A 23893-nucleotide genomic window follows, 5' to 3' on the forward strand; every position below is an offset into this window, starting at 1 on the left:
GCTCCGACCTGCGCGAACGACGGCGGGCCCCACCGTTGTCCCGGTGGGGCCCACTCTGGTTGGCGGCAGCGTTCGGCCGGCGCTCACGTCACGTCGTCGTAGCCGTTGACCCGCTCCGTGCTCGCCTGCTCGGGCAGCGCACGGCCGGCCGTGACCGGCTCGACCTCGTCGATGGACTCCGGTGTCAGATCCAGCTCGGAGGCCTCGTCGTCGGCGGGGCCGGACAGCTCGCGGCGGCGCTTGCGCCGGTCGTTGAGCAGCGAGAAGGCCACGGCGCCGAAGTACAGGACCCAGATCGGTCCGGCCAGGGCGAGCATGCTCAGCGGGTCGGTGCTGGGGGTGGCGACGGCCGCGAAGACCGTGATGCCCATGATCATGGCCCGCCACCAGCCGAGCATCCGCTTGCCGGTGATGACCCCGGTGAGGTTGAGCATGACCAGCAGCAGCGGCAGCTCGAAGGAGAGGCCGAAGACGACCACCATGCGCGTGACGAGCTGCAGCAGGTCGTCCAGCGGCAGGAAGTTGTTGACGTCCCCGCTCGGCGTGAACTGGAGCAGCACCTTCGCCGTGGTGGGCAGCACCTTGTACGCGAAGAAGGCGCCGCCGAAGAAGAGGGGGGCGCCGGTGAAGACGAAGGCGTAGGCGTACTTGCGCTCGTGCCGGTGCAGTCCCGGCGCGACGAAGGCCCACAGCTGGTAGAGCCAGACCGGCGACGCCGCGACGATGCCGGCGGTCAGGGAGACCTGGAGCGCGAGGGTGAACGGGGCGAGGAGGCCGTTCATCGTGATCCGGGCGCACTTGACGGAGTCCTCGGACTTGGCCAGCTCCTCGAAGGTCTGCCTGCAGCCGACCGAGTCGAGGATCGGGTCGGTCAGGAAGTTGATGATGTCGTTGTAGAAGAAGGCGGCGACGACCGTCACGACGACGATGGCCAGCAGTGCCTTCGCGAGCCGGTTGCGGAGCTCACGCAGGTGATCCGCGAGGGGCATCCGCCCCTCGGGATCCTTCTCCTTCTTGCGGGCAGGCTTGGGCAACCCACGTCCTCATCTCGTGCGGCAGGCCGGGGGCGTCCCGGCCGTGCGTCAGCGCTTGGTCGTGTCCGACGGCTCGGTGACCGGGCGGGAGCTGGTCACGTCACCGGGGGCGGCCTGGATGGTGCGCTGCGCGGCGGCGTCCTCGGGGTTGGGCGGGCCGGCCGGGGCGGCGGTCGACGTCTTGCCGTCGTCCTTCATCGCCTTGGCCTCGCTCTTGAGGATGCGCGCGGACTTGCCGAGGGAGCGCGCCATGTCCGGAAGCTTCTTCGCGCCGAACAGCAGGATGATGACGACGAGGATGAGAATGATCTCGGGAGCGCCGAGCCTTCCGAACATAAGTCTTTACCTTCTCACCGAGGCGGGCTGGGTGCGGTGCTGACGTCCGGCTGTTCGGACAGGTGTCCGACCGTCGTCCGCAGCGATCGTAACGCCCAGGGGTGAACGCGAGGCAATCCCTGTGCGTACTCCCGATTCGGCCCGCGCCTCGTTTCTCGGGCCGCAGGCCAGAGTACCTGCCGATGCCACACACACGACAGGCCAAGCCGAACGCTCAGCATTCTCTTGCCGAACTCACAGCGTGGGGCGTCCTGGAAGGGGCGCGGGACTGTGTCGTCTGCGCGGCCCCGCCGCGGGGGCGCGAGCACTCACCGTGCCCCTGTAAGGGGCGCGGGACTGTGTCGTCTGCGCGGCCCCGCCGCGGTGTGCGCGAGCACTCACCGTGCCCCTGTAAGGGGCGCGGGGAACTGCGCGAGAAGCACCCACCCACCCGCACCCGACAACGCACCCAACGGGGTCCAAGGGGCGGAGCCCCTTGAAAGGACGGGAAGGGTAGGGGCGGCGGGGGCGAAAACCCTCCCGGGCGCCCCCCCCCCCGTCACAGTCGCTCGGCCACCCGCCCGGCCACCCTCTCGAGGTCGTCCGCCGCCCGCCCGATCCGCTCCGCCGCGACAGCCACCTCCCGCCCCAACCGCCCCGCCTCCACAAACACCCGCACGGCGAACACCCCGAGCACCACAAGCCCCGCGAACCCCAGAGCCACCGCAACCATCGCCCAGAACATGCCGAGAACCCTAAAGCGTGGAGTGCAGCCGCAACGTCCGCACCCCACCCCCCGTCAACAGCTCCACAATCCGCTCCCCCGCCGGCTTCCGCACCGCCGCCCCGCACTCCGGACACGTGAAGGAGTAGAACGTCGTCCGGTCACTCGCCCCGATCGCCAGCCGCAACGCCCCCGCCCCCAGCTCGAACCGGGACCGGCAGTCCGGGCACCCGGCCCGGAACACCACGTCGGCCACTCTCCGCATCCCCGCGAACGCCGTCCGCACGGACACCTCCGCCGCTCCGGCGACCGGCACGTGCCCGGCGGCTCCGGACACGCCCCCCGCCTCCGGCTCCCAAGCTGACGTACCAGACCCCGCCGACGTGCTCAAAGCCCCTGCTCCTGCCTGTCGTACAGTCCGTCCCCGGCCCCGTGCGCCGCGGGCACCGCGCCGTGCGCCTCCGCGCCCGGCGCTCCGCCTTCGTGCTCGCCCGCGTCGCCGTACGCCGCGAGCGCCGCCCGCGCCGCCCGGCGCGCACTGTCCGCGAGCTCCTCCGGCGCGACGATCCGCCCGTCCCGCCCCAGCCGCAGCGCGAGCCGCCGCAGGGAGGCCGGGTCGGGCGTGCGCAGAGTGATACGCAGTCCTCCGTCGTCGAGTTCATCGGCGCTGTCGTGCGGGTAGTACTCGGCCACCCAGCGCCCGCCCGGCCCGACCTCGACGACGACCTCGGGGTCCTCGGCGGCGGGCTGCACGAGGCCCTCGGACAGATCCCGCAGCTCCACCTCCGGCGGCGCGGAGGGCTCGTCGAGGATGCGGATCTCGGCGACCCGGTCGAGCCGGAAGGTGCGGCGCGCCTCGGAGCGGCGGCACCAGGCCTCGACGTAGGTGTGGCCGACGCTGACCAGGCGGATCGGGTCGATCTCGCGTTCGGTGACCTCGTCGCGCGCGGGCGAGTAGTAGCGGATCCACAGCCGCCGCCGCTCGGAGATGGCCCGGTCGACGTCGGCGAAGACCCCGCCCTCGGACTCGAACGTCACCGAGAGGCGGGAGCTGGCGCCGGCGGCCTCGCCCGCGGCCGTCTCCACCTTGGCGGTGGCGCGCAGCAGCGCCTGCCGGTCGCTCTCGCGCAGCCCGGGCAGCGTGGCGACGGCCCGGGCGGCCACCAGCAGCGCCGTCGCCTCGTCGGCGGCGAGCCGCAGCGGCTCGGCGGCCTCCGCGCCGAGCGCGGCGGGGTTGTGCCACCAGATGCGGTCGCCGTCGGTGTCGATGTCGAGCAGGTCGCCGCCGCGGAAGCTGGTGCCGCACATGGGCAGCACGTCGAGGTCGGAGACGAGCTCCTCCTCGGTGATCCCGAAGGCGCGGGCGACGTCCTCGATCCGGGCGCCCGGCCGCTCGCGCAGATACGTCACCAGGGACAGCATCCGCCGGGTCTGGTCGATCGCGTTCACCGGCCGGGCCGGCTTGCCTGCCACTGTCCTCAACTCCCCCCTCGGACCCCGGCCACGGCACGCAGCCGGGCCACCACGTCGGCCCGCAGCTCGGCCGGCTCCAGGACCACCACGTCCGGCCCGAACTCGACCAGCCAGGCGTCCAGGCCGTGCCCGTACGGAATCTCCAACTCGTCCCAGCCGTTCCCGAGTTCCCGGACCACGGTGGCCTTCGCCCGAAGGGGGTAACCGGCGCCGGAGCGGAGCCGGATCAGCGCGGAACGGTCGGTGATCTCCCCGGCCCAGCCCGCGACGGTCTCGCGCACGGTCACCACGTCGGGGACGGGCGCGGTGAACCGCCCGGACCTGCTGCGCACCCGCCCGGTGATCCGGGAGAGCCGGAAGACCCGCTCGGCGCTCCGGTCGCGGTCGAAGCCGGCCAGGTACCAGTGGCCGCGCCAGCACTCCAGTGCCCAGGGCTCGACCTGGCGGGGTTCGGGGCGGGCGGCGGAGGCCTTGCGGTAGTCGAACACCACGGGGCGGCGGTCGCGGCAGGCCAGCATCAGCGGTTCGAAGGCGGCCTCGTGCACGGGGATGCGCGGCTCCAGCGCGCCGTGCGCCCCGTAGGGGTCGACGTCCTCGGGGAGGCCGGCCGCGCGCAGCTTCTGCAGGGCGCCGCTGGCCGCGCCGGCGAGACGGGCCTGCTGCCACACCTTGGCGGCCAGACCGAGCGCGGCGGCCTCCTCGGCGTCGAGCGTGATCGGGGGCAGCCGGTTGCTGTCGCGGCGGGCCAGATAGCCGACCTCGCCGTCGAGGTTCTCCACGGTCTCGATGACCAGGCCCAGCTCGCGCAGGTCGTCCTTGTCCCGCTCGAACATGCGGTTGAACGAGTCGTCCGACGTGTGGGGGGCGCCGGAGGCGAGGACCGCGCCGTTGCCCGGCCCGAACGCCTCGACGTAGGCCTCGATGGATTCGCGCAGCTCGCGCTTGCTGAGCGGCCGCCGCGTCCCGAGCAGACACAGCGCGAGGTTCATCAGCCGCTCGGCCTTGGCAATGGCCATCGACGCCCTACGCCCTTCCCCTATGTGCTTCTGCGCGACGACGGTACCGCTCCTTGGTCGCGGGACAAAAGCCGAGGGCCCCTGCCCGGGCGGGCGGGGGCCCTCGGTGCGCGCGGACGGCCGCGAGGGCGGCCCTGCGGTATCCGCGCGGCGTCACGTCACGGCCACGTCGGCGCGACCCCACGGACGCGTCGGCGCGATCTCACGGCCACGTCAGCGCGACTTCACGCCCACCAGGTCGCAGACGAAGATCAGCGTCTCGCCCGGCTGGATCGCCCGGCCGGCGCCGCGGTCGCCGTACGCGAGGTGCGCGGGGATGATCAGCTGGCGGCGGCCGCCCACCTTCATGCCCTGCACGCCCTTGTCCCAGCCCTGGATGACCTGGCCGACGCCGAGCTGGAACTCCAGCGGGGCGCCGCGGTTGTAGGAGGCGTCGAACTCCTCGCCGGTGGAGAACGCCACGCCCACGTAGTGGACCTGGACGAAGTCACCCGCCTTGGCCTCGGGGCCGTCGCCCTCCCGCAGGTCCTTGATGTCGAGGTCGGCCGGGGGCTCGCCGCCCGGGAAGTCGATCTCGGGCTTGTCGATGCTCACTTCTCCAGCTCCTGCATGTCGATACGGCAAAACAACAGAACAACAGACAACGGGGTCAGTCTTTCATCTTCCGCGGGACTACATCGCCGCCAGGATGTCCACGGAGAACACCAGGGTGGAGCCCTTCTTGACGACGTCGCCGGCCGGCGGGGTGTCGCCGTACCCCAGGTCGGGCGGGACCACGAGCAGCACACGGCTGCCGACCTTCTTGCCGGTCAGCCCCTGGGTCACTCCCTTGAGGACCTGTTCCATCTGGGCCAGCGAGAACTGGTTCAGCGACTGGCGCTCGTACGTCGACTCGAACTTCTTGCCGCCCTTCCAGACCAGGCCCACCATCTGGACCAGCACGGTCTGGTCCTTCTTGACGGCCGCCCCGTCGCCCTCCAGGACGTACGCGGAGACGAGTTTCTTCGGCGGGTCGCCCCCGGGGACCTTCACGGAGGGCTCCTTGCCGTCCGTGTTGGTGCCCACCGTGGGCAGGGCCGCGTCGTTCTGCGGGACCTTCTCGCCCTTGACGGAGCTCTTGGCGTTGAACGTCTCCTGGATGTCGACGACGAAGACCAGCGTGTCGGTGCCCTTGATGCCCGCCTGGCTGTTGCCGTCGCTGCCGTAGCCCCAGGTCGGCGGGACGGCCATCTCGACGCGGCTGCCGGTCTTCTTCCCCGCCAGGCCGTACCGCCAGCCGTCGATGACGCCGCCCTGGGCGAGCTGGATGAGCAGGGGCGTGCCGCGGTCGTAGGAGTTGTCGAAGACCTTCGCGGTGTCCCAGATCTGGCCGAGGTAGTGGGCCTGGACGAAGTCGTTCTCCGCGACCGTGCGGCCGCTGCCAGCGATGACCGTGCGGACCGCGAGGTTCTTGGAGGGGTCGCCGCTGCCCTTGGCCACGGTGGGCTTCTCGCCGAACTTCTTGCCCGCGGTGATGGCCGGGAGCGGTCCGTCCACGATCTTCGGCGGCGGCGCGGCGGAGGTGGCCGACGCGGAGGGCGAGGGGCTGTCACCGGTCTTGCTGCCGGACGAGTCGTCGCCGCAGCCGGCGAGCGTGACCAGCCCCGCGGGCAGGGTGGCGAGAAGGAGGGAGCGTCGGCGCACTGTGGGTGCCTCAATCGATCGGTCTTGCGACGGCTTCACCGGCGGTGGGGCCGGGTGCCACGGACGGAAGTGCGCGCAAACTCTACGGCGTGAGAAGGGCGCCGCACGGTTAACGTGCGACGCCCGTGTGGCGTTCCGGGACCGGGGTCCCGGAGTGCCCTTTCTCACCCGGCGGAACTCGACGGGCCCCGCCGGAACTCGCCGGCTCTCACATGCCGGCGATCAGTTTCTCCACCCGGTCGTCCACCGAACGGAACGGGTCCTTGCACAACACCGTGCGCTGTGCCTGGTCGTTGAGCTTGAGGTGCACCCAGTCGACGGTGAAGTCGCGGCGCTGTTCCTGGGCCCGCCGGATGAAGTCGCCGCGCAGTCGGGCCCGAGTGGTCTGCGGGGGAACCGACTTGCCTTCGAAGATCTTCAAGTCGTTGGCGATCCGGGTGGCCTGACCCTTCTTCTCCAGCAGGTAGTACAGGCCACGACGGCGGTGGATGTCGTGGTAGGCGAGGTCTATCTGGGCGACCCGCGGGTGCGACATCGTCATGTTGTGCTTGGCCCGGTACCGCTCGATGAGCTTGTACTTCATGACCCAGTCGATCTCGGTGCCGATGCGGTCCAGGTCCTCGGACTCGATGGCGTCCAGGGTGCGGCCCCACAGTTCCAGCACCTGTTCGACGGTGCCGGTGCGGATGCCGCGGCGCTCGCAGAAGTCGAGCGCCTTCTCGTAGTACTCGCGCTGCACCTCCAGGGCGGAGGCCTCGCGGCCGCTGGCCAGGCGCACCTTGCGGCGGCCGGTGATGTCGTGGCTGACCTCGCGGATCGCCCGGATGGGGTTCTCCAGGGTGAGGTCGCGCATCACCGTGCCCGCCTCGATCATGCGCAGGACGAGGTCGGTGGCGCCGACCTTGAGCAGCATCGTCGTCTCGGACATGTTCGAGTCGCCCACGATGACGTGCAGCCGGCGGTAGCGCTCGGCGTCCGCGTGCGGTTCGTCACGCGTGTTGATGATGGGCCGGGACCGCGTCGTCGCCGAGGAGACGCCCTCCCAGATGTGCTCGGCACGCTGGCTGACGCAGTACACCGCGCCCCTGGGGGTCTGCAGCACCTTGCCGGCGCCGCACAGCAGCTGCCGTGTGACGAGGAACGGAATGAGGATGTCCGCGAGCCGCGAGAACTCCCCGTGCCGGGCCACCAGGTAGTTCTCGTGGCAGCCGTAGGAGTTTCCGGCGGAGTCGGTGTTGTTCTTGAAGAGGTAGACGTCGCCCGCGATTCCCTCCTCGTGCAGGCGGCGTTCGGCGTCGACCAGCAGCCCTTCGAGAATGCGCTCGCCGGCCTTGTCGTGAGTGACCAGTTCGGTCACGTTGTCACATTCGGGTGTCGCGTATTCCGGGTGGGAACCGACGTCCAGATACAGACGGGCTCCGTTCCGCAGAAACACATTGCTGCTGCGGCCCCATGACACGACACGGCGGAAGAGGTACCGCGCCACCTCGTCAGGCGACAGACGGCGCTGTCCCCTGAACGTGCACGTGACGCCGTACTCGTTCTCCAGCCCGAAAATGCGGCGGTCCATGACTGAACATTACGCCCGATCACCCGAACTGAAACGGGGTTCGGCAGCACGGTTTGGATCATTTTCCGGTGAACACGCAACGACCGCTCCCGGCGGGGGAGCTGCGAGGACCCGTGTCGTGGCGAGCAGCACGAGCAGGGAGACGGCTCCCGCCGCTCCCGGCACCGCGAAACCGGCCGCCGCGCCGCCCGACTGGACCACGGGTCCCGCGAGCCCGGTACCCACGGAGGAGCCCACGGTGAACGTCGTCACGAGCCAGGAGAACGCCTCGGTGACCGTCCCGGCCGGCGCGTGCCGGTCGACGAGGACGAACGCGCAGGCGATGCACGGCGCCAGGAACACCCCGGAGACCACGCTGAGCGCGACCATGCCCGGCGCGCCCGGCATCAGCATCAGGGGGAGGTAACAGACCGCCAGCAGGGCCACCAGGATCCGCAGTCGCCGCTCCGGCGCCCCGCTCCACCGCCGCGCCCCGTAGACCGCGCCGCCCATGAGGGCGCCGAGGCCCAGGGCGGCCATCAGCCACCCGTAGACGGCGTCGCCGCCGTGGTCGTCGGCGTAGGACACCGCGGCCACCGTGATGGAGCCGAGGGCGACGCCGACGAACAGGAAGGCGCCGAGCAGGGCGAGCAGCCCGGGTGAGCGCAGGGCGCCGAGCCAGTGCGCCTCCCGGGGCGCCGAGCGCCACGCGCGCGAGGGCGGCGAGGCGACCACCCAGAGGGCGCCCAGCACGCCCACCGCGTTGAGCACGAGCAGCGCGGCCCGCTCCGACCACAGCGACACGCACAGGGTCACCAGGAGCGGTCCGACGGTGAACATGACCTCCTGGGCGACGGCGTCCATGGCGTACGCCGTGGGGACCTGCTCCTCGCGGCGCAGGACGGAGGGCCACAGGGCGCGCAGGCCGCCCTCCAGGGGCGGGGTGAACAGTCCGGCGGCCGCGACGGCGGCGTAGGCGAGCGGCAGCGGTTCGGTGCCGGAGAGCGCCAGGACGGTCATGGCGAGGGCGGAGGCGAGCGCGGCGGGGAGCTGGACGCGCGGCTGGCCGCGCAGGTCGACGAGGCGGCCGAGCAGCGGCTGCCCCACGGCGTTGGCGACGCCGTACACGGCCGCCAGGGCGCCGGCCAGGCCGTAGCCGCCGCCCTGGGCGCGGACGAACAGCACGAGGGCGATGGCGGCGGTCGCGTTGGGCAGCCGTCCGGTCAGGGTGCCGGCCAGCAGCCGGGCCGCGTGCCTCGTACGGAGGATCTCCAGGTACCCCGCGGCCATGCCCGCCACCTCTCTCGACGCCTGCCAGTGTCACGTGGGCCGGTGTTACGTATAACTTTCTCCCGCATACGTACCATGTGCGCTGTTCACTGGTCCAGACGAAGGAGCGGTCCCGCGGTGGCAGCCAACAGCACGCGCCCGACCAGCCGGGACGTGGCCCGGGCCGCCGGGGTGTCGCAGGCGGCGGTCTCCCTGGTGTTCGGCGACAAGTGGCGCGGCCGGGTCTCCGAGCCCACCGCCGAGCGGGTCCGCGCCGCCGCCCGCCGGCTCGGTTACCGGCCCAACCTCGCCGCCCGCAACCTCCGCCTCGGCCGCACCCGCACGGTGCTGCTCGTGGTGCCGGCGCTGACCACCGAGTTCTTCGGCGGTGTCTACACCGGCGCCGCCCGCGTCGCCGCCGACCACGGCTTCGGGCTGGTCCTCTACCCCTCCCCCGAGGGCGTCGGCCCCGCCCGCGACCCGTTCCCGTCCGCCCGGGCGGCCCTGGACGGCGTCATCGCCTCCTCCATGGCCGCCGACGCCCTCACCGCGCTGCGCGGCGACGAGCTGCCGCTGGTCATGCTGGACAGCGACCCGGACACCGGCCCGGGCGCCGCCACGGTCAACCTGGACATCGCCGACGGCATGCGCCGGGTCGCCGACCATCTGCTGGGCCTCGGTCACCGGCGGTTCCTGCACCTGGCGGCGGACGTGCCGTCCTGGACCTTCGAGGTGCGCGCACGGGAACTGGCCGCACGCCTCGGCGAGATCCCGGGCACCGAGCTGCACACCGCGCGCGCCCCCATCTCGATCGAGGACGCGGTGGCCGCCGCCCGGACCGCCCTGTCCGCGCCGGGCGCCCGGCCGACCGCGCTGGTGTGCGACGACGACATGCTCGCCGCGGGCGCCTACAAGGCCGCCCGCCGGCTCGGCCTGCGCGTCCCCGACGACCTCTCCGTCACCGGGGTGGACGACCTCGGGCTCGCCGCGGCGCTCGACCCCGAGCTGACGACCGTGCGCCTGGACGCCGAGCGCTTCGGTGAGCGCGGCATGCACGCCCTCCTGGCCGTTCTGGAGGGCCGCCGGGTGGAGGTGGGCGACATCCCGGTGGAGCTGGTCGTCCGCGGCTCCACGGCGCCTCCCGGCCCGCCCCGGGACGGGGCCGGCGCCGCCCGGCGTGTCGACGCGTCGCTCTGAGACGCGCCGGTGCCCCGGCCGCGTGACCGCGGGCCGGGGCACCGGGAGGCGGGGCGTCGGGCGGTCAGTCCGCCTCGGGGTCGGTCTTCTCGATGCCGCCCGCGGCATCGTCGTCGTCGGCGTCGGCGCTTCCGGCCGGCCCGGCGTCGCCCGCCAGCAGCCGCGCCAGGCGGTTGCCGACGATCCGCTTGAACTTGCGCTGCTGCGGCCGCGTACGGTCCAGGACGGCCACCTCCAGGCGCTCGGCGGGGATCTCCCGCTCGCTGCCGTTGGTGTCCCGCGACAGCGCCTGCACGGCCAGCTTGAGCGCCTCCGCCAGCGTCATGCCGTCGCGGTGCCGCTGGTCCAGGAAGGAGCTGATCTGCTCCGCGTTGCCGCCGACCGCGACCGAGCCGTGCTCGTCCACGATCGAGCCGTCGTGCGGCAGCCGGTAGATCTGGTCGCCCTCGGGGGTCTCCCCCACCTCGGCGACGACCAGCTCCACCTCGTAGGGCTTCTCGGCCGCGCTGGAGAAGATCGTGCCGAGCGTCTGCGCGTAGACGTTCGCCAGGCCGCGGGCGGTCACGTCGGTGCGGTCGTAGGTGTAGCCCCGCAGGTCGGCGTAGCGCACGCCGCCGATCCGCAGGTTCTCGTACTCGTTGTACTTGCCGGCCGCGGCGAAGCCGATCCGGTCGTAGATCTCGCTGAACTTGTGCAGCGCGCGGGACGGGTTCTCACCGACGAAGACGATGCCGTCGGCGTACTGCAGCACCACCAGGCTGCGGCCGCGGGCGATGCCCTTGCGGGCGTACTCCGCGCGGTCCGCCATCGCCTGCTGAGGAGAAACATAGAACGGCGTCGACACCGGTTATCCGTCCCTTTCTGTGGAAGTCACTCGAACACCTCGAACAAGACCGGGCGCCGTCAGAGCAGCGAGGCCCGCGGGCCGTCGGGCTGCTCCAGCCGCCGCTGGAGGATCGAGCGGGCGATCCCGGAGGACTCCTCCTCCGTCAGCCGGCGGAAGCCGTCCTCGGTGATCACGGTGACGATCGGATAGATCCGGCGTGCGACATCGGGACCGCCGGTCGCCGAGTCGTCGTCCGCCGCGTCGTACAGGGCCTGGACCACGAGCGTCGTGGCCTGGTCCTCGGTCAGGTCCTCGCGGTAGAGCTTCTTCATGGCGCCGCGGGCGAAGACCGAGCCGGAGCCCGTGGCCGCGTAGCCGCTCTCCTCGGAGCGGCCGCCCGTGACGTCGTAGGAGAAGATCCGGCCCTTGTCGCGGTCCACGTCGTAGCCCGCGAAGAGCGGGACCACGGCCAGGCCCTGCATCGCCATGCCGAGATTGGACCGGATCATCGTGGACAGGCGGTTGGCCTTGCCCTCCAGGGAAAGCTGGGCGCCCTCCACCTTCTCGAAGTGCTCGAGTTCGAGCTGGAACAGCTTCACCATCTCCACGGCGAGACCCGCCGTGCCGGCGATGCCCACCGCCGAGTACTCGTCCGCGGGGAACACCTTCTCGATGTCCCGCTGCGCGATCACGTTGCCCATGGTGGCCCGCCGGTCACCGGCGAGCACCACGCCGCCGGGGAAGGTGACAGCCACGATCGTCGTGCCGTGCGGGGCCTCGAGGACTCCCTGGGTCGGGGGCAACTGCCGGTTGCCGGGCAGCATCTCCGGCTGGTGTACGGAGAGGAAGTCCATGAAGGACGAGGACCCGGGCGTCAGGAAGGCAGCCGGCAGACGCCCGGTGCTACGAGTGTTGGCTTCCACGCGTTTCCTTCCACGTAAGGCTGCGGCCCCGCCGGGAACAGCCGAGCCGATCATCAAATCCGTGCACGGACCCTACCCGCACCGGGGCCGGTCATCCGTCCCGGTACCGGCCCGCTGCCGGCGTGCCCGCCGGGGGCCGGCACCGGGCGGTGCGCCCGGGCGCCGGCCCCCGGCCTCACGCGGGGCCGGGTGCTACTCGCCGCCCTTTTGCACGAAGGACCGCACGAAGTCCTCGGCGTTGGACTCCAGGACGTCGTCGATCTCGTCCAGGACGTCGTCCACGTCGTCGCTCAGCTTCTCGTGGCGCTCCTTGAGGTCCTCCGAGCCCTGCGCGTCCTGCGCCTGCTCCTCGACCTCCTCCGTGGAGCGCGTCGCCTTCTGCTGGCCGCCGCCGGTGTCCTTGGTCGCCATTACCCTCACCCCGCTCAGTTCGGTTCGCCCGACATGGTCGGCATTCCTGCCGATCGGTGATGATCAGACCCTACTCGCCGGGTCCGACATCGGCCCCGTGATCGGATCATTCCCTCGCACCGCGGTTTCCACCCCGCCCGGCCGGATCGGCCGGGCGGGCCGCTCAGCCGCCCGACAACACCTTGACCAGGTCCTCGGCGGTGCGGCAGCGGTCGAGCAGCTCCTTGACGTGATTACGCGTTCCGCGAAGCGGTTCCAGCGTGGGTACCCGCTGCAGGGAGTCCCGACCCGGAAGATCGAAGATCACCGAGTCCCAGGAGGCCGCGGCCACGTCGTCGGCGTACTGCTCCAGACACCGGCCGCGGAAGTAGGCGCGGGTGTCCTCGGGGGGCTGTGTACGGGCCCGCTCGACCTCCTTCTCGTCCAGCAGCCGCTTGATCCGCCCGCGGGCCGCCAGACGGTTGTACAGGCCCTTCTCGGCGCGCACGTCGGCGTACTGCAGGTCGACGAGGTGCAGCCGGGCGGCGTCCCAGTCCAGGCCGTCACGGCGCCGATAGCCCTCCATGAGCTCCCGCTTGGCGACCCAGTCGAGCTCGCCGGCCAGGCTCATCGGGTCGTTCTCCAGCCGGTTGAGCGTGTCCTCCCAACGGATGAGGACGTCCTTGGTCTGCTCGTCCGCGTCGGCGCCGTAGCGCTCCTCGACGTACTTGCGGGCGAGCTCGAAGTACTCCATCTGGAGCTGCACCGCGGTGAGCGTGCGCCCGCTGCGGAGGGTGACCAGATGCCGCAGCGTGGGGTCGTGGGAGACCTGGTGGAGGGTGCGTACGGGCTGGTCGACGGCGAGGTCGACGGCGATGAAGCCGTCCTCGATCATGGAGAGCACCAGGGCCGTGGTGCCCAGCTTGAGGTACGTCGAGATCTCCGACAGGTTCGCGTCACCGATGATCACGTGCAGCCGGCGGTACTTCTCGGCGTCGGCGTGGGGCTCGTCGCGGGTGTTGATGAGGGGGCGCTTGAGCGTCGTCTCCAGGCCCACCTCCACCTCGAAGTAGTCCGCGCGCTGGCTGAGCTGGAAGCCGTGCTCGTGGCCGTCCTGACCGATGCCGACGCGGCCGGCGCCGGTGACGACCTGGCGGGAGACGAAGAAGGGCGTCAGATGGCGCACGATGTCCGAGAAGGGGGTCTCCCGCTTCATCAGGTAGTTCTCGTGCGTGCCGTAGGAGGCGCCCTTGTTGTCGGTGTTGTTCTTGTAGAGGTGGATCGGCTGGGCGCCGGGGAGCTGGGCGGCCCGCTCGGCGGCCTCGGCCATGATCCGCTCGCCGGCCTTGTCCCACAGCACGGCGTCCCGCGGATTGGTGACCTCGGGGGCGCTGTACTCGGGGTGGGCGTGGTCGACGTAGAGGCGCGCGCCGTTGGTGAGGATCACATTGGCCAGGCCGATGTCCTCGTCGGTGAGCTGGGTGGAGTCGGCGGCCTCACGGGCGAGGTCGAAGCCCCGCGCGTCCCGCAGCGGGTTCTCCTCCTCGAAGTCCCAGCGGGCCCGGCGGGCCCGGTGCATCGCCGCCGCGTAGGCGTTGACGATCTGGGACGAGGTGAGCATGGCATTGGCGTTGGGGTGGCCGGGGACGGAGATCCCGTACTCCGTCTCGATGCCCATTACTCGCCGTACGGTCATGCGGCCCTCCTTGCCCGGCGGCGTCCCCGGTCGGGGCGGCGCTCAGTTACCGCTGGTGCTCCGGTGCGCGTGCGGTGCCCGTCCCCGCACGGCGCGACGCGGCGGTACGAAAGAGCCTAGAACGCCTCTGCGCTGGTGGGGAGATCATTTGCGTCATTGGTGGTCCGGCGGTGGCCGGTAAAGCAGTCGGCTGCGGGTACCCGCCGTGGGCACCCGCAGCCTCCCTTTGTGCTACAGGTACTGCCCGGTGTTGGCCACGGTGTCGATGGAGCGCCCGGTGTCCGAACCCTGTTTTCCGGTGATGAGCGTACGGATGTAGACGATCCGCTCGCCCTTCTTTCCGGAGATGCGGGCCCAGTCGTCCGGATTGGTGGTGTTGGGCAGGTCCTCGTTCTCCTTGAACTCGTCCACGCATGCCTGGAGCAGGTGGGAGACGCGGAGGCCCTTCTGGTTCTTCTCCAGGAAGTCCTTGATCGCCATTTTCTTGGCGCGCCCGACGATGTTCTCGATCATGGCGCCGGAGTTGAAGTCCTTGAAGTACAGGACTTCCTTGTCGCCATTGGCGTAGGTGACTTCCAGGAAGCGGTTTTCCTCGGATTCGGCGTACATGTGCTCGACCGCGGTCTGGATCATTCCCTGGACCGTGGACGCCTTGTCGCCACTGTGTTCGGTGAGGTCGTCGCCGTGCAGCGGGAGGCGCTCGGTGAGGTACTTGCCGAAGATGTCCTTGGCCGCCTCGGCGTCCGGACGTTCGATCTTGATCTTCACGTCGAGCCGGCCGGGGCGCAGGATCGCGGGGTCGATCATGTCCTCACGGTTGGAGGCGCCGATCACCACCACGTTCTGCAGGCCCTCCACACCGTCGATCTCGGCGAGCAGCTGCGGGACGATGGTGTTCTCCACGTCCGAGCTGACGCCGGAGCCGCGGGTACGGAAGAGGGACTCCATCTCGTCGAAGAAGACGATGACGGGGGTGCCCTCGGACGCCTTCTCACGGGCCCGCTGGAAGACCAGGCGGATCTGCCGCTCGGTCTCGCCGACGTACTTGTTCAGGAGCTCGGGGCCCTTGATGTTGAGGAAGAAGCTCTTGCCGGCGGCCTGGCCGGTGACCTCGGCGACCTTCTTGGCCAGCGAGTTGGCGACGGCCTTGGCGATGAGCGTCTTGCCGCATCCGGGGGGCCCGTAGAGCAGCACGCCCTTGGGCGGCCGCAGTTCGTGCTCCTTGAAGAGGTCGGGGTAGAGATACGGCAGTTCGACCGCGTCCCGGATGGCCTCGATCTGGCCGCCGAGACCGCCGATCTGCTCGTAGCCGATGTCGGGGACCTCTTCGAGGACGAGTTCCTCGACCTCGCTCTTGGGGACGACCTCGTAGACGTAGCCGGAACGGGGCTCCATCAGCAGGGCGTCGCCGGGACGGATGGTGATGTCGAGCAGCGGCTCGGCGAGCCGCACCACCCGCTCCTCGTCGGTGTGCCCGATGACCAGGGCGCGTTCGCCGTCCTCGAGGATCTCCTTGAGGGTGACGATGTCGCCGACGCTCTCGAACTCCATGGCGTCGACCACGTTGAGAGCTTCGTTGAGCATCACTTCCTGGCCGCGCCTGAGTTCGTCGAGCTCCACGGAGGGGCTGACGTTGACGCGGAGTTTGCGGCCGCCGGTGAAGATGTCGGCGGTGCCGTCCTCATTGGCCTGCAGGAAGACGCCGAAGCCGGCCGGCGGCTGGGCCAGCCGGTCGACCTCCTCCTTGAGGGCGACGATCTGGTCGCGGGCCTCGCGGAGCGTTCCGGCGAGTCGTTCGTTCTGGGCGGACACGCCGGCCAGGTTGGTCTGCAGCTCGACGATCCGCTCCTCGAGAATCCTCGTGTGTCGCGGAGAGTCGGCGAGCTTGCGTCGCAGGACGGCGATCTCCTGCTCAAGATAGGCGATCTGCCCGGCCGGGTCGTCGGACCCGCGTCCCGGGCGGATGCCGCGGTTCATGTCGTCGTCGTGGGCTGCCACGGTCCTCACCTCCTCCAAGGGGAGCTGGACGCTTCCAGACCCTACCTGGGTGGGTGTCGATTGAAACCCCTAGATCACAAAGACGGTCGGGGTGTGTCCGATCTTCACCCTTGCGCTCTCCCTCACGCCAGGGGAATACCCACCGAACGCGATTGAAAAGCTGCCCCGGGTAGGGTCGAAGTGTTCAACACCCGCCGGAGCTGGCCGGATTCCCGTCCGGCCCGGCAGAGAAAGGGCAGGAGAGATGACCGTGCAGCAGGAGGCGACCGGCGGGGGCGAGGCGCTGGAGGTGTGGATCGACCAGGATCTGTGCACCGGCGACGGGATCTGCGCCCAGTACGCCCCGGAGGTCTTCGAGCTGGACATCGACGGCCTGGCCTACGTCAAGGGCGACGGGGACGAACTGCTGCAGGCCAGGGGTGCGACGACGCCCGTGCCGCTGCCGTTGCTGACGGACGTGGTGGACTCGGCGCGGGAGTGCCCGGGCGAGTGCATCCATGTGCGGCGGGCCTCGGACGGCGTCGAGGTGTACGGCCCGGACGCCGTGGAGACCGCGGACGCCGGGTGACCCGCCGGATGCGGTACGTCACTTCTGTCTGGTTTCTCACATTCGCCCGGCCGTGAGCGGACCTTCGGCCGCGGCCATGCCTCAGACGCGCCGGGCCGGGGCCGGGGTGGAACGCTCGAACACGCCGTTCTTCCACTGCCACTTGGCGTGCTCGGTGACGTCCGGGCAGCAACTGGGCACGTCGGCCGTGGAGTAGCCGAGCAGGGTGGCGGTGACGGCGCCGTCGGCGACCGTGAACTCCGTGACGGTGTCGCGGTCCTTGGGATCGACGAGGGTGGCGACCACGCGCGGCTTCTTGTCGCCGGCGGCCTGGGTGAGGACGTAGACGCCGTCGGGCGGGGTGCCCATGCCCGACTCGCAGTGGACGACGGCGGCCGTCTCGGGGCGGCCGTCGCCGTCGAGATCGCCCTCGGCCTTCTTCTGGACGACGAGCTTGTTGCGGCCGCAGTCGAGCGGGAAGGCGGCCTTGGCGGGATCGGGCGCCGGGGCGGTGACCGGGGCGGCCTTCGCGGCGGTGTGCGAGGGCTGGGCGGCCGTGGCGTGGCCGGGCTGCAGCACGGCGGAGAGGGCGATCACGCCGGCGAGGGCCGTGGCCGTGGCGACCCAGTGGATCGGGCGGGTGGTGGCGTGGGCCAGTTCCGGGACGGCGGCGGATTGCTGCACGAGGACGGCGTCTCCTGTGAGGGCTGAGCCGGCGGGGGTGCTCGGCATGGTGCCACACGTCACAGTCCCGGGGAACGGCGGGGTCCGGATTTCCTCCGCACCGCCGGGCGGGACGCCGTCAACGGCGAAGGGCCGTGGCCGAGTTCCCCGGAGTGTCGGGGAACTCGGCCACGGCCCTTGTGCGTTGTACGCGGCACCGGGCCGCCCGCGCGGGACGGCCCGGCGGGGTCAGCGGCCGGCGGTGCCTCCGTCGGCGTTGGGACCGGCGTAGTCCTCGCCGTAGGCGCCCTTCGCGGGGCGGCGGCGGCGCATGGGCGGCTCGACGCCGTCGGCGAGGCGGCGGGCGGTGAGCAGGAACCCGGTGTGCCCGATCATGCGGTGGTCCGGGCGGACGGCGAGGCCCTCGATGTGCCAGTTGCGGATCATCGTCTCCCAGGCGGTCGGCTCGTTGAAGCAGCCGATCTCCCGGATCGACTCCACGGTCCGCGCGAGCTGGGTGGTGGTGGCGACGTAGGCGCACAGGATGCCGCCGGGGACGAGCGCCTTGGAGACGGCCTCCAGGCACTCCCAGGGGGCGAGCATGTCGAGGATGACGCGGTCGACGTCGGTGTCGGAGAGGTTGTCCTGGAGGTCGCCGACGGTGAGCTGCCAGGCGGGGTGCGGACCCCCGAAATAGCGCTCGACGTTGCCCTGGGCGATCTCGGCGAAGTCCGCGCGACGCTCGTAGCTGTGCAGCATGCCCTGGTCGCCGATGGCACGCAGCAGGAAGCTGCTGAGCGAGCCGGAGCCGACGCCGGCCTCCACGACGCGGGCGCCGGGGAAGATGTCGGCGAAGGCCAGGATCTGCCCCGCGTCCTTGGGGTAGACGACGGCGGCCCCGCGGGGCATGGACAGGACGTAGTCGGGGAGCAGGGGGCGCAGCGCGAGGTAGGCGACGTTCCCGGTGGTACGGACGACGCTCCCCTCGGGGGCGCCGATCAGTTCGTCGTGCGGGAAGGAACCCTTGTGGGTGTGGAAGTTCTTCCCGGCTTCGAGCGTGAACGTGTAGTGGCGACCCTTGGGGTCGGTCAGCTGTACCTGGTCCCCGACCTTGAAGGGCCCGCGACGGCGGGCGGCACCGGTCGGTTCGGACATGTGACCAGCCTACCGGCTCCTTGCCGAGGGCTTGACCGGGATGCGGTGCCGCGGGGTCAGGCCGGCCTGGCCATCGCCCTGACGAAGGCTCTTTCCACGTCGGCCGCCGACAGGACGCCGTAGATCTCGCCGGTCTCCTCCACGACGAGGTATTCCGTGGCGGGGGTGGCGCGCAGGACGTCGAGGAGTTCCTCGCCGGAGAGTTCCGCGGAGACGCGCATGCCCTCGGTGAGGTCCTGGGCGAGCCCGCTGACCGCGACCCAGGGGCGGCGGTGCTCGGGCACGCCGACGATGGCCGCCTCGCGGACCAGGGAGAGCGGCTCCCCCTGGGCGTCGACGACGACCAGGGCACGGGCGCCGACCTCGTTGGCGCGGCGCAGCGCCTCGGAGAGCGGGGTGTCGGTCTCGACGGGGACGGCACGCCGGGTGAGCGCACGGGCGCGCAGCTCGGGCAGGTGTTCGCGCAGCCGGGCCATGCGCAGGCTGTTGCCGGCGCCGGTCCAGATGATCGCGGCGAGGATGGCGGCGAGCAGCGCGTCGGTGACGGTGTCCATGCCGCCGATGTCCTCGGGGTCGCCGCCCAGGGCGCCGGTCTGGGTGAGCAGCGGCAGCCCGATCAGGACGGCGACGGCGAGCGCGCGGCCGACCCAGGCGGCGGCGACGGTGCCGCTCATCGGGGTGCCGGTGATCTTCCAGACGACGGCGCGGAGCATGCGGCCGCCGTCGAGCGGGAGGCCGGGCAGCAGGTTGAAGACGGCGACGATCAGGTTGGAGATCATCAGCCCGGCGAGCAGCACGCCGGGGACCGTGCCGGGTTCGACGGGGCTCATGGCGAGGTAGAAGACGCCGGCCAGGACGAGGGAGAGCAGCGGGCCGACGAAGGCGAGGACGAACTCCCGGCCGGGGGTCTCGGCCTCCTTCTCGATCTCGGAGACGCCGCCGAAGAACTGGAGCTGGATGCGGCGGACCGGGAGCTTGAAGCGGAGGGCGGCCACGGTGTGCGCGAGTTCGTGGACGAGGACGGAGGCGTAGAAGGCGACCGCGAAGAAGAGGGAGACGAGGTAGCGGGCGGCGCCGAGCTCGGGCAGGACGCGATCGAGCTGGCCGCCGAAGACCCAGGTGATCAAGGCGGCGACGAGGAACCAGCTGGGGGCCACGTAGACGGGGACGCCGAAGGGGCGGCCCATGAGCAGTCCGCCCCCGGGGTCCTTGGGCCGCTGCGGCCCACGTGGACCGCCGGTGCCAGGACCGCCCGTGCCCGGGCCGCCTGTGCCTGTGCTGCCGGCACCTGTGCCTGCGCCTGCGCCTGTGTTGCCGGACGATGCCTCGGTCCGGCCCCGGTGTGCGGGGGCCGGGGGGTGCGGGGCGCCGGCGGGTGCGCCACCGGGGGCGTGGTCCGCGGGGGTGCCGGGCGCCGCGTCCCCCGGGGTGTCCGCGTCGGCCGGGGGGCCGGTGTCCGGGCCGGGCGTCCCCTCGTGCGGGGCACGCTCCTCGGCGGTCCGCCCGGGGTCGGTGGTGTCCGGGGTCGGCTCGGGGCGGGACGTGTCGGTGCGGGGCGGCTGCCCCTCGTGGCGATCGGTCGCCCGGTCGTTGCCGGAGCGCGGCTGTCCGCTCCCGCCGCTCTCGTCCACGATGTCCCCTCGATCGAAGCGTCTCCCGGTCCCGGCGCTGACCGGGCGGAAGGGTCCGGTGTCGATGGTATGCGGCCGTGGCGCCGGGTTCCGCCCCGGCACCCCCTCAGCCTGTCAGTGGTGGGCCGTATGGTCTGTGGGCATGGAGACCAGCACGGAGGGCGGCGCGGCGGCGCCGGCCGACACGGAACCCCAGGCCGCCCCGGCCGGGGTGCCCACAGCCGCCGGCCCGGCCGACGGCACCACGGCCGAGGCGGCACCGGCACCCGCGGAGACGGAGACGGCATCCGCGGACACGGCGGTCCCGGCGGCGACGGCGACGGCCACGGAGGCCACCGCCGCGGCCGAGGCCGAGGTCGCACCGGCGACCCCCGCCATACCGGCCCAGGCCCCTGCCCCCGACCCCACCCCCGCCACCCGGCGGCGGGCGCCCGCGCGCCCCAAGTCGCTGTCGCCGTCCCGTGCCGGTGACTTCATGCAGTGCCCGCTCCTCTACCGCTTCCGGGTGATCGACCGGCTGCCGGAGAAGCCGAGCCCCGCGGCGACCCGCGGCACCCTGGTGCACGCGGTGCTCGAGCGGCTGTTCGACGCACCGGCCGCCGAGCGCACCGCCCCGCGCGCCCGGTCCCTGGTCCCCGGCCAGTGGGACCGGCTGCGCAAGAACCGCCCGGAGCTCGCCGAACTCTTCGCCGACGACACGGACGGCACCCGACTGGCGCGCTGGCTGGCGGAGGCCGAGCAACTGGTCGAGCGCTGGTTCGCCCTGGAGGACCCCACACGCCTGGAACCCGTCGAACGGGAGCTCTTCGTCGAGACGCGGCTGGAGTCGGGGCTCACCCTGCGCGGCATCATCGACCGGGTGGACGTGGCCCCGACCGGCGAGGTCCGCATCGTCGACTACAAGACGGGCAAGGCCCCGCGCCCGGAGTACGCCGAGGGCGCCCTGTTCCAGATGAAGTTCTACGCCCTGGTGGTGTGGCGGCTGAAGAAGGTCGTGCCGCGCCGGCTCCAGCTGGTCTACCTGGGCAGCGGCGACGTGGTGACGTACGACCCGGTCGTCGAGGACCTGCGGCGGGTCGAGCGGAAGCTGCTGGCGCTGTGGGAGGCGATCCGGTCGGCCACGGAGACGGGCGACTGGCGGCCCCGGCCGACCAAGCTCTGCGGCTGGTGCGACCACCAGCAGTTCTGCCCCGAGTTCGGCGGCACTCCCCCTCCCTACCCGCTGCCCCTCGCGCTGCCCTTCGGGGCGCCCGGTTCCGACGACGGCGAGCAGGGCAGAATGGGCCCTCCATAGGACCTACCGAGGGAGTTGCACGTGGCCGTCCGCGTCCTACTGGTCGACGACCAGCCGCTGTTGCGCACCGGGTTCCGGATGATCCTGGAGGCCGAGCAGGACATCGCGGTCGTCGGCGAGGCCGGGGACGGCCTCCAGGCGCTGGACCAGGTGCGGGCGCTCCAGCCCGACGTGGTGCTGATGGACATCCGCATGCCGCGGATGGACGGGGTGGAGGCGACCCGGCAGATCACCGGGCCGGGGCGGGACGGACCGGCCAAGGTGCTGGTGCTGACCACGTTCGACCTCGACGAGTACGTGGTGGAGGCGCTGCGCGCCGGTGCCAGCGGCTTCCTGCTCAAGGACGCCCCGGCCAACGAACTGGTGCAGGCGATCCGGGTGGTGGCGGCCGGGGAGGCGATGCTGGCGCCCAGCATCACCCGCCGGCTCCTCGACAAGTACGCCACGCACCTGCCGTCGGGGGACGAACCGGTGCCGGACACCCTGCACACGCTGACGGACCGTGAGGTCGAGGTGCTGAAGCTCGTGGCGCGCGGGCTGTCGAACGCGGAGATCGCCGCGGATCTCTTCGTCAGCGAGACGACGGTGAAGACGCACGTCGGGCATGTGCTGACCAAGCTGGGGCTGCGCGACCGCGTGCAGGCCGCGGTGTACGCGTACGAGAGCGGTCTGGTCCGGCCGGGCGCGCAGTAACCGCGCCCCGCCCTCTCCCCCGCGCGGACGCCGGCGACCGCGTACGAAAGGGCGCCCCTCCGGTTCAGGAGGGGCGCCCTTTCGTGTGTCCGGCCCGGCGGGGGCCGTCGGGTCAGCCCTTCACGCCTCGGCCCAGCTCCCAGAGCTGGAGGGTCGAGGAGGAGTTGATGGCCCATTCGGAGCCCGTGATGTCGTCGCGGGCGGCGATGTACTGCTTGCCCTGCCACAGCGGCAGCAGCGGAACGTCCTCGGCGACGATGTCCTGGATCTCCGTGAGGTCCTTGGCCGCGCTGAGCCGGTCGGCCTCACGCCGCGACTGCGGCAGCAGCTGGTTGCGGATCTTGTTGCTCACGTAGGGCGTGTTGAGGGTGTTGTCCTTGTCCAGGAACGGTGAGATGTAGTTGTCGGCGTCCGGGAAGTCGGGGAACCAGCCCATGCCGTAGACGTCGAACTGGCCCTTCTGCTCCTTCGTCTTGTAGTCGTCCTCCTGCCAGCGGTAGCCCTTGATGGACACGTCGAACAGGCCACTGGCGTTGAGCTGCTTCTGCAGGACCTCGAATTCCTTCTTGGTCGCCGCGCCGTAGTGGTCGGTCGTGTAGTGCATCGTCAGCTTCACCGGGGTGGTGATGCCGGCCTCGGTCAGCCGCGTCTTGGCCTTGCTGACGCTGGGGTCGCCGTACTTGTTGAGGAACGCGTTGGAGTGGCCGGTGACGGTGGCCGCGACCATCGAGTACAGCGGCTCGGCCTGGGTGCCGTAGACCTCGGAGACCAGCTGACCGCGGTTGATGACCTGGGCCATCGCCTGGCGCACGGCCTTGTTCTTGACCGAGTCGGCCTCGGTGTTGAAGCCGAGGTAACGGATCTCGAGACCGGGCATCTCGACGAGGTTGATGTCGCCGTTGGTCTTGGCGGACAGCTTGTCGATCTGGTCCGGCGTCATGGCGCGGGCCATGACGTCGATGTCGCCCTTGGACAGCGCCTCACCCATGGCGTCCGCGGAGGGGAAGGACTCCAGTTCGACCTTGTCGTTCTTCACGTCGAGCAGCCCCTTGTAGTTGGGGTTCTTGGTGAAGACGGCCTTGACCATCGACTTGTCCTTGACCTCGGCCTTCAGCGTGTACGGGCCGGAGGCGTCGATCGAGAAGCCCTCGCGCAGCTTGTCCTTCTCGTAGTCCTTGGGGTTGAGGATGCCCGCGACCGGAGTGGACAGCTTGAACGGGAAGGTGGCGTCGGCCGTCTTGAGGTGGAAGATCACCTGACGGTCGCCCTTGGTCTCGATGGTGTCGATCGTGGACAACAGCGCGAAGACGCCCTCGGGGTCCTTGATCGTCAGCGCCCGCTCCATGGAGAACTTGACGTCGTCGGCAGTGACCGGGGTGCCGTCGGAGAACTTGAGGTCCTTGCGCAGCGTGCAGGCGTAGCGCTCGTTCCCGGAGTCGGTGAAACCGCAGCTCTGGGCGGCGTCGGGCTGCGGGGCGCCGTCACCCTTGGGGTAGGCCATCAGCGTCTGGACGGTCTGCCGCAGGACGTTCCACGTGCCCACGTCGTACGCGTAGGCCGGGTCCAGCGGAGCGGGCCGGGTCTTCAGCTGGGTGAACGTGTCCGTGGTGCCGACGACGATCGCGTCGCCGCCGCTGCTCCCACTGTCGGAACCACCGCAGGCGGCGAGCACAGGAGCGAGCAGGCCGACGACGGCCGGCAGCACCAAAGTCTTGCGGTTCATGCTCGAGATTCTCCAGAGCGGTCGAGTCCGTGTACCCGGCATGCAGGGGTGTCGCGGCGGATCACGGGGGTAGTGACGGTGTTTACCGCGATGA

The 23893-nt window shown here is 71.2% G+C and carries 23 protein-coding genes; 4 read left to right on the forward strand and 19 right to left on the reverse strand.

What is annotated here, in order from left to right:
* Positions 1-83: 83 nt before the first annotated feature.
* The 10 genes from tatC to OIE12_RS06505 form a co-directional block, all read right to left on the reverse strand.
* Positions 84-1034 (reverse strand): twin-arginine translocase subunit TatC, encoded by a 951-nt coding sequence (tatC, locus tag OIE12_RS06460; protein ID WP_329132636.1) that lies wholly within the window; start codon positions 1032-1034, stop codon positions 84-86.
* Positions 1035-1082: 48 nt separating this feature from the next.
* The gene (gene tatA / locus OIE12_RS06465) at positions 1083-1370 is read right to left on the reverse strand and encodes a Sec-independent protein translocase subunit TatA (RefSeq protein ID WP_329132638.1); all 288 of its coding nucleotides are present in this window, start codon (positions 1368-1370) and stop codon (positions 1083-1085) included.
* A 538-nt stretch (positions 1371-1908) separates the two neighbouring features.
* Entirely contained in the window at positions 1909-2094 is a 186-nt protein-coding gene (locus OIE12_RS06470; RefSeq protein WP_329132640.1) for a hypothetical protein, read from the reverse strand.
* 10 nt (positions 2095-2104) lie between these two features.
* Complete coding sequence (locus OIE12_RS06475; RefSeq protein ID WP_443053769.1) at positions 2105-2410, reverse strand: hypothetical protein; 306 nt, start codon at positions 2408-2410, stop codon at positions 2105-2107.
* Between the two features lie 50 nt (positions 2411-2460).
* Complete coding sequence (locus tag OIE12_RS06480) at positions 2461-3546, reverse strand: helix-turn-helix transcriptional regulator (RefSeq protein ID WP_329132643.1); 1086 nt, start codon at positions 3544-3546, stop codon at positions 2461-2463.
* 5 nt (positions 3547-3551) lie between these two features.
* Positions 3552-4562: a helix-turn-helix transcriptional regulator gene (locus OIE12_RS06485; RefSeq protein WP_329132645.1), complete on the reverse strand. Its 1011-nt coding sequence runs from the start codon at positions 4560-4562 to the stop codon at positions 3552-3554.
* Positions 4563-4775: 213 nt separating this feature from the next.
* Positions 4776-5156, reverse strand: a complete 381-nt coding sequence (locus OIE12_RS06490) for an FKBP-type peptidyl-prolyl cis-trans isomerase (protein WP_329132647.1) — start codon at positions 5154-5156, stop codon at positions 4776-4778.
* Positions 5157-5234: 78 nt separating this feature from the next.
* Positions 5235-6245 (reverse strand): FKBP-type peptidyl-prolyl cis-trans isomerase, encoded by a 1011-nt coding sequence (locus OIE12_RS06495; RefSeq protein ID WP_329132649.1) that lies wholly within the window; start codon positions 6243-6245, stop codon positions 5235-5237.
* A gap of 208 nt (positions 6246-6453) precedes the next feature.
* Complete coding sequence (gene pafA / locus OIE12_RS06500; RefSeq protein WP_030381943.1) at positions 6454-7815, reverse strand: Pup--protein ligase; 1362 nt, start codon at positions 7813-7815, stop codon at positions 6454-6456.
* A gap of 9 nt (positions 7816-7824) precedes the next feature.
* Positions 7825-9084, reverse strand: a complete 1260-nt coding sequence (locus tag OIE12_RS06505; RefSeq protein ID WP_329132652.1) for an MFS transporter — start codon at positions 9082-9084, stop codon at positions 7825-7827.
* Positions 9085-9201: 117 nt separating this feature from the next.
* Here OIE12_RS06505 and OIE12_RS06510 point away from each other — a divergent pair, with 117 nt between their 5' ends.
* Positions 9202-10260 (forward strand): LacI family DNA-binding transcriptional regulator, encoded by a 1059-nt coding sequence (locus OIE12_RS06510; RefSeq protein WP_329132654.1) that lies wholly within the window; start codon positions 9202-9204, stop codon positions 10258-10260.
* 64 nt (positions 10261-10324) lie between these two features.
* Here the strand turns inward: OIE12_RS06510 and prcA are convergent, their stop codons facing one another.
* The 5 genes from prcA to arc form a co-directional block, all read right to left on the reverse strand.
* The gene (prcA, locus tag OIE12_RS06515) at positions 10325-11104 is read right to left on the reverse strand and encodes a proteasome subunit alpha (protein WP_329132656.1); all 780 of its coding nucleotides are present in this window, start codon (positions 11102-11104) and stop codon (positions 10325-10327) included.
* Between the two features lie 59 nt (positions 11105-11163).
* A complete protein-coding gene (gene prcB / locus OIE12_RS06520; protein ID WP_329132658.1) occupies positions 11164-12009 on the reverse strand; it encodes a proteasome subunit beta in 846 nt (281 codons plus the stop codon).
* A 192-nt stretch (positions 12010-12201) separates the two neighbouring features.
* On the reverse strand, positions 12202-12420 hold the full coding sequence (locus tag OIE12_RS06525) for a ubiquitin-like protein Pup (RefSeq protein WP_030381948.1): 219 nt from the start codon (positions 12418-12420) through the stop codon (positions 12202-12204).
* 163 nt (positions 12421-12583) lie between these two features.
* Complete coding sequence (gene dop / locus OIE12_RS06530; protein WP_443053770.1) at positions 12584-14095, reverse strand: depupylase/deamidase Dop; 1512 nt, start codon at positions 14093-14095, stop codon at positions 12584-12586.
* A 231-nt stretch (positions 14096-14326) separates the two neighbouring features.
* On the reverse strand, positions 14327-16093 hold the full coding sequence (gene arc / locus OIE12_RS06535; protein ID WP_329132662.1) for a proteasome ATPase: 1767 nt from the start codon (positions 16091-16093) through the stop codon (positions 14327-14329).
* Between the two features lie 244 nt (positions 16094-16337).
* Between arc and OIE12_RS06540 the strand changes: the two genes are divergently transcribed.
* On the forward strand, positions 16338-16661 hold the full coding sequence (locus tag OIE12_RS06540; RefSeq protein ID WP_329132664.1) for a ferredoxin: 324 nt from the start codon (positions 16338-16340) through the stop codon (positions 16659-16661).
* An 81-nt stretch (positions 16662-16742) separates the two neighbouring features.
* Here OIE12_RS06540 and OIE12_RS06545 read toward each other — a convergent pair whose 3' ends face one another.
* From OIE12_RS06545 to OIE12_RS06555, 3 genes are all read right to left on the reverse strand, one after another.
* Positions 16743-17324: a hypothetical protein gene (locus tag OIE12_RS06545; RefSeq protein WP_329132666.1), complete on the reverse strand. Its 582-nt coding sequence runs from the start codon at positions 17322-17324 to the stop codon at positions 16743-16745.
* 228 nt (positions 17325-17552) lie between these two features.
* Positions 17553-18458, reverse strand: coding sequence for a tRNA (adenine-N1)-methyltransferase (locus OIE12_RS06550; RefSeq protein WP_006141749.1), 906 nt, complete (start codon positions 18456-18458; stop codon positions 17553-17555).
* Between the two features lie 56 nt (positions 18459-18514).
* Positions 18515-20089: a site-2 protease family protein gene (locus OIE12_RS06555; protein ID WP_329132668.1), complete on the reverse strand. Its 1575-nt coding sequence runs from the start codon at positions 20087-20089 to the stop codon at positions 18515-18517.
* Between the two features lie 142 nt (positions 20090-20231).
* Between OIE12_RS06555 and OIE12_RS06560 the strand changes: the two genes are divergently transcribed.
* Both OIE12_RS06560 and OIE12_RS06565 read left to right on the forward strand, forming a co-directional pair.
* A complete protein-coding gene (locus tag OIE12_RS06560; RefSeq protein WP_329132670.1) occupies positions 20232-21383 on the forward strand; it encodes a RecB family exonuclease in 1152 nt (383 codons plus the stop codon).
* Positions 21384-21404: 21 nt separating this feature from the next.
* Positions 21405-22076, forward strand: coding sequence for a response regulator (locus tag OIE12_RS06565; RefSeq protein WP_030381534.1), 672 nt, complete (start codon positions 21405-21407; stop codon positions 22074-22076).
* A gap of 112 nt (positions 22077-22188) precedes the next feature.
* On the opposite strand, the gene OIE12_RS06570 is transcribed toward OIE12_RS06565, so the two are convergent.
* Entirely contained in the window at positions 22189-23799 is a 1611-nt protein-coding gene (locus OIE12_RS06570) for an ABC transporter substrate-binding protein (protein WP_329132674.1), read from the reverse strand.
* Positions 23800-23893 lie beyond the last annotated feature (94 nt).

The organism is Streptomyces sp. NBC_00670 (assembly GCF_036226765.1).
Lineage (GTDB): Bacteria > Actinomycetota > Actinomycetes > Streptomycetales > Streptomycetaceae > Streptomyces.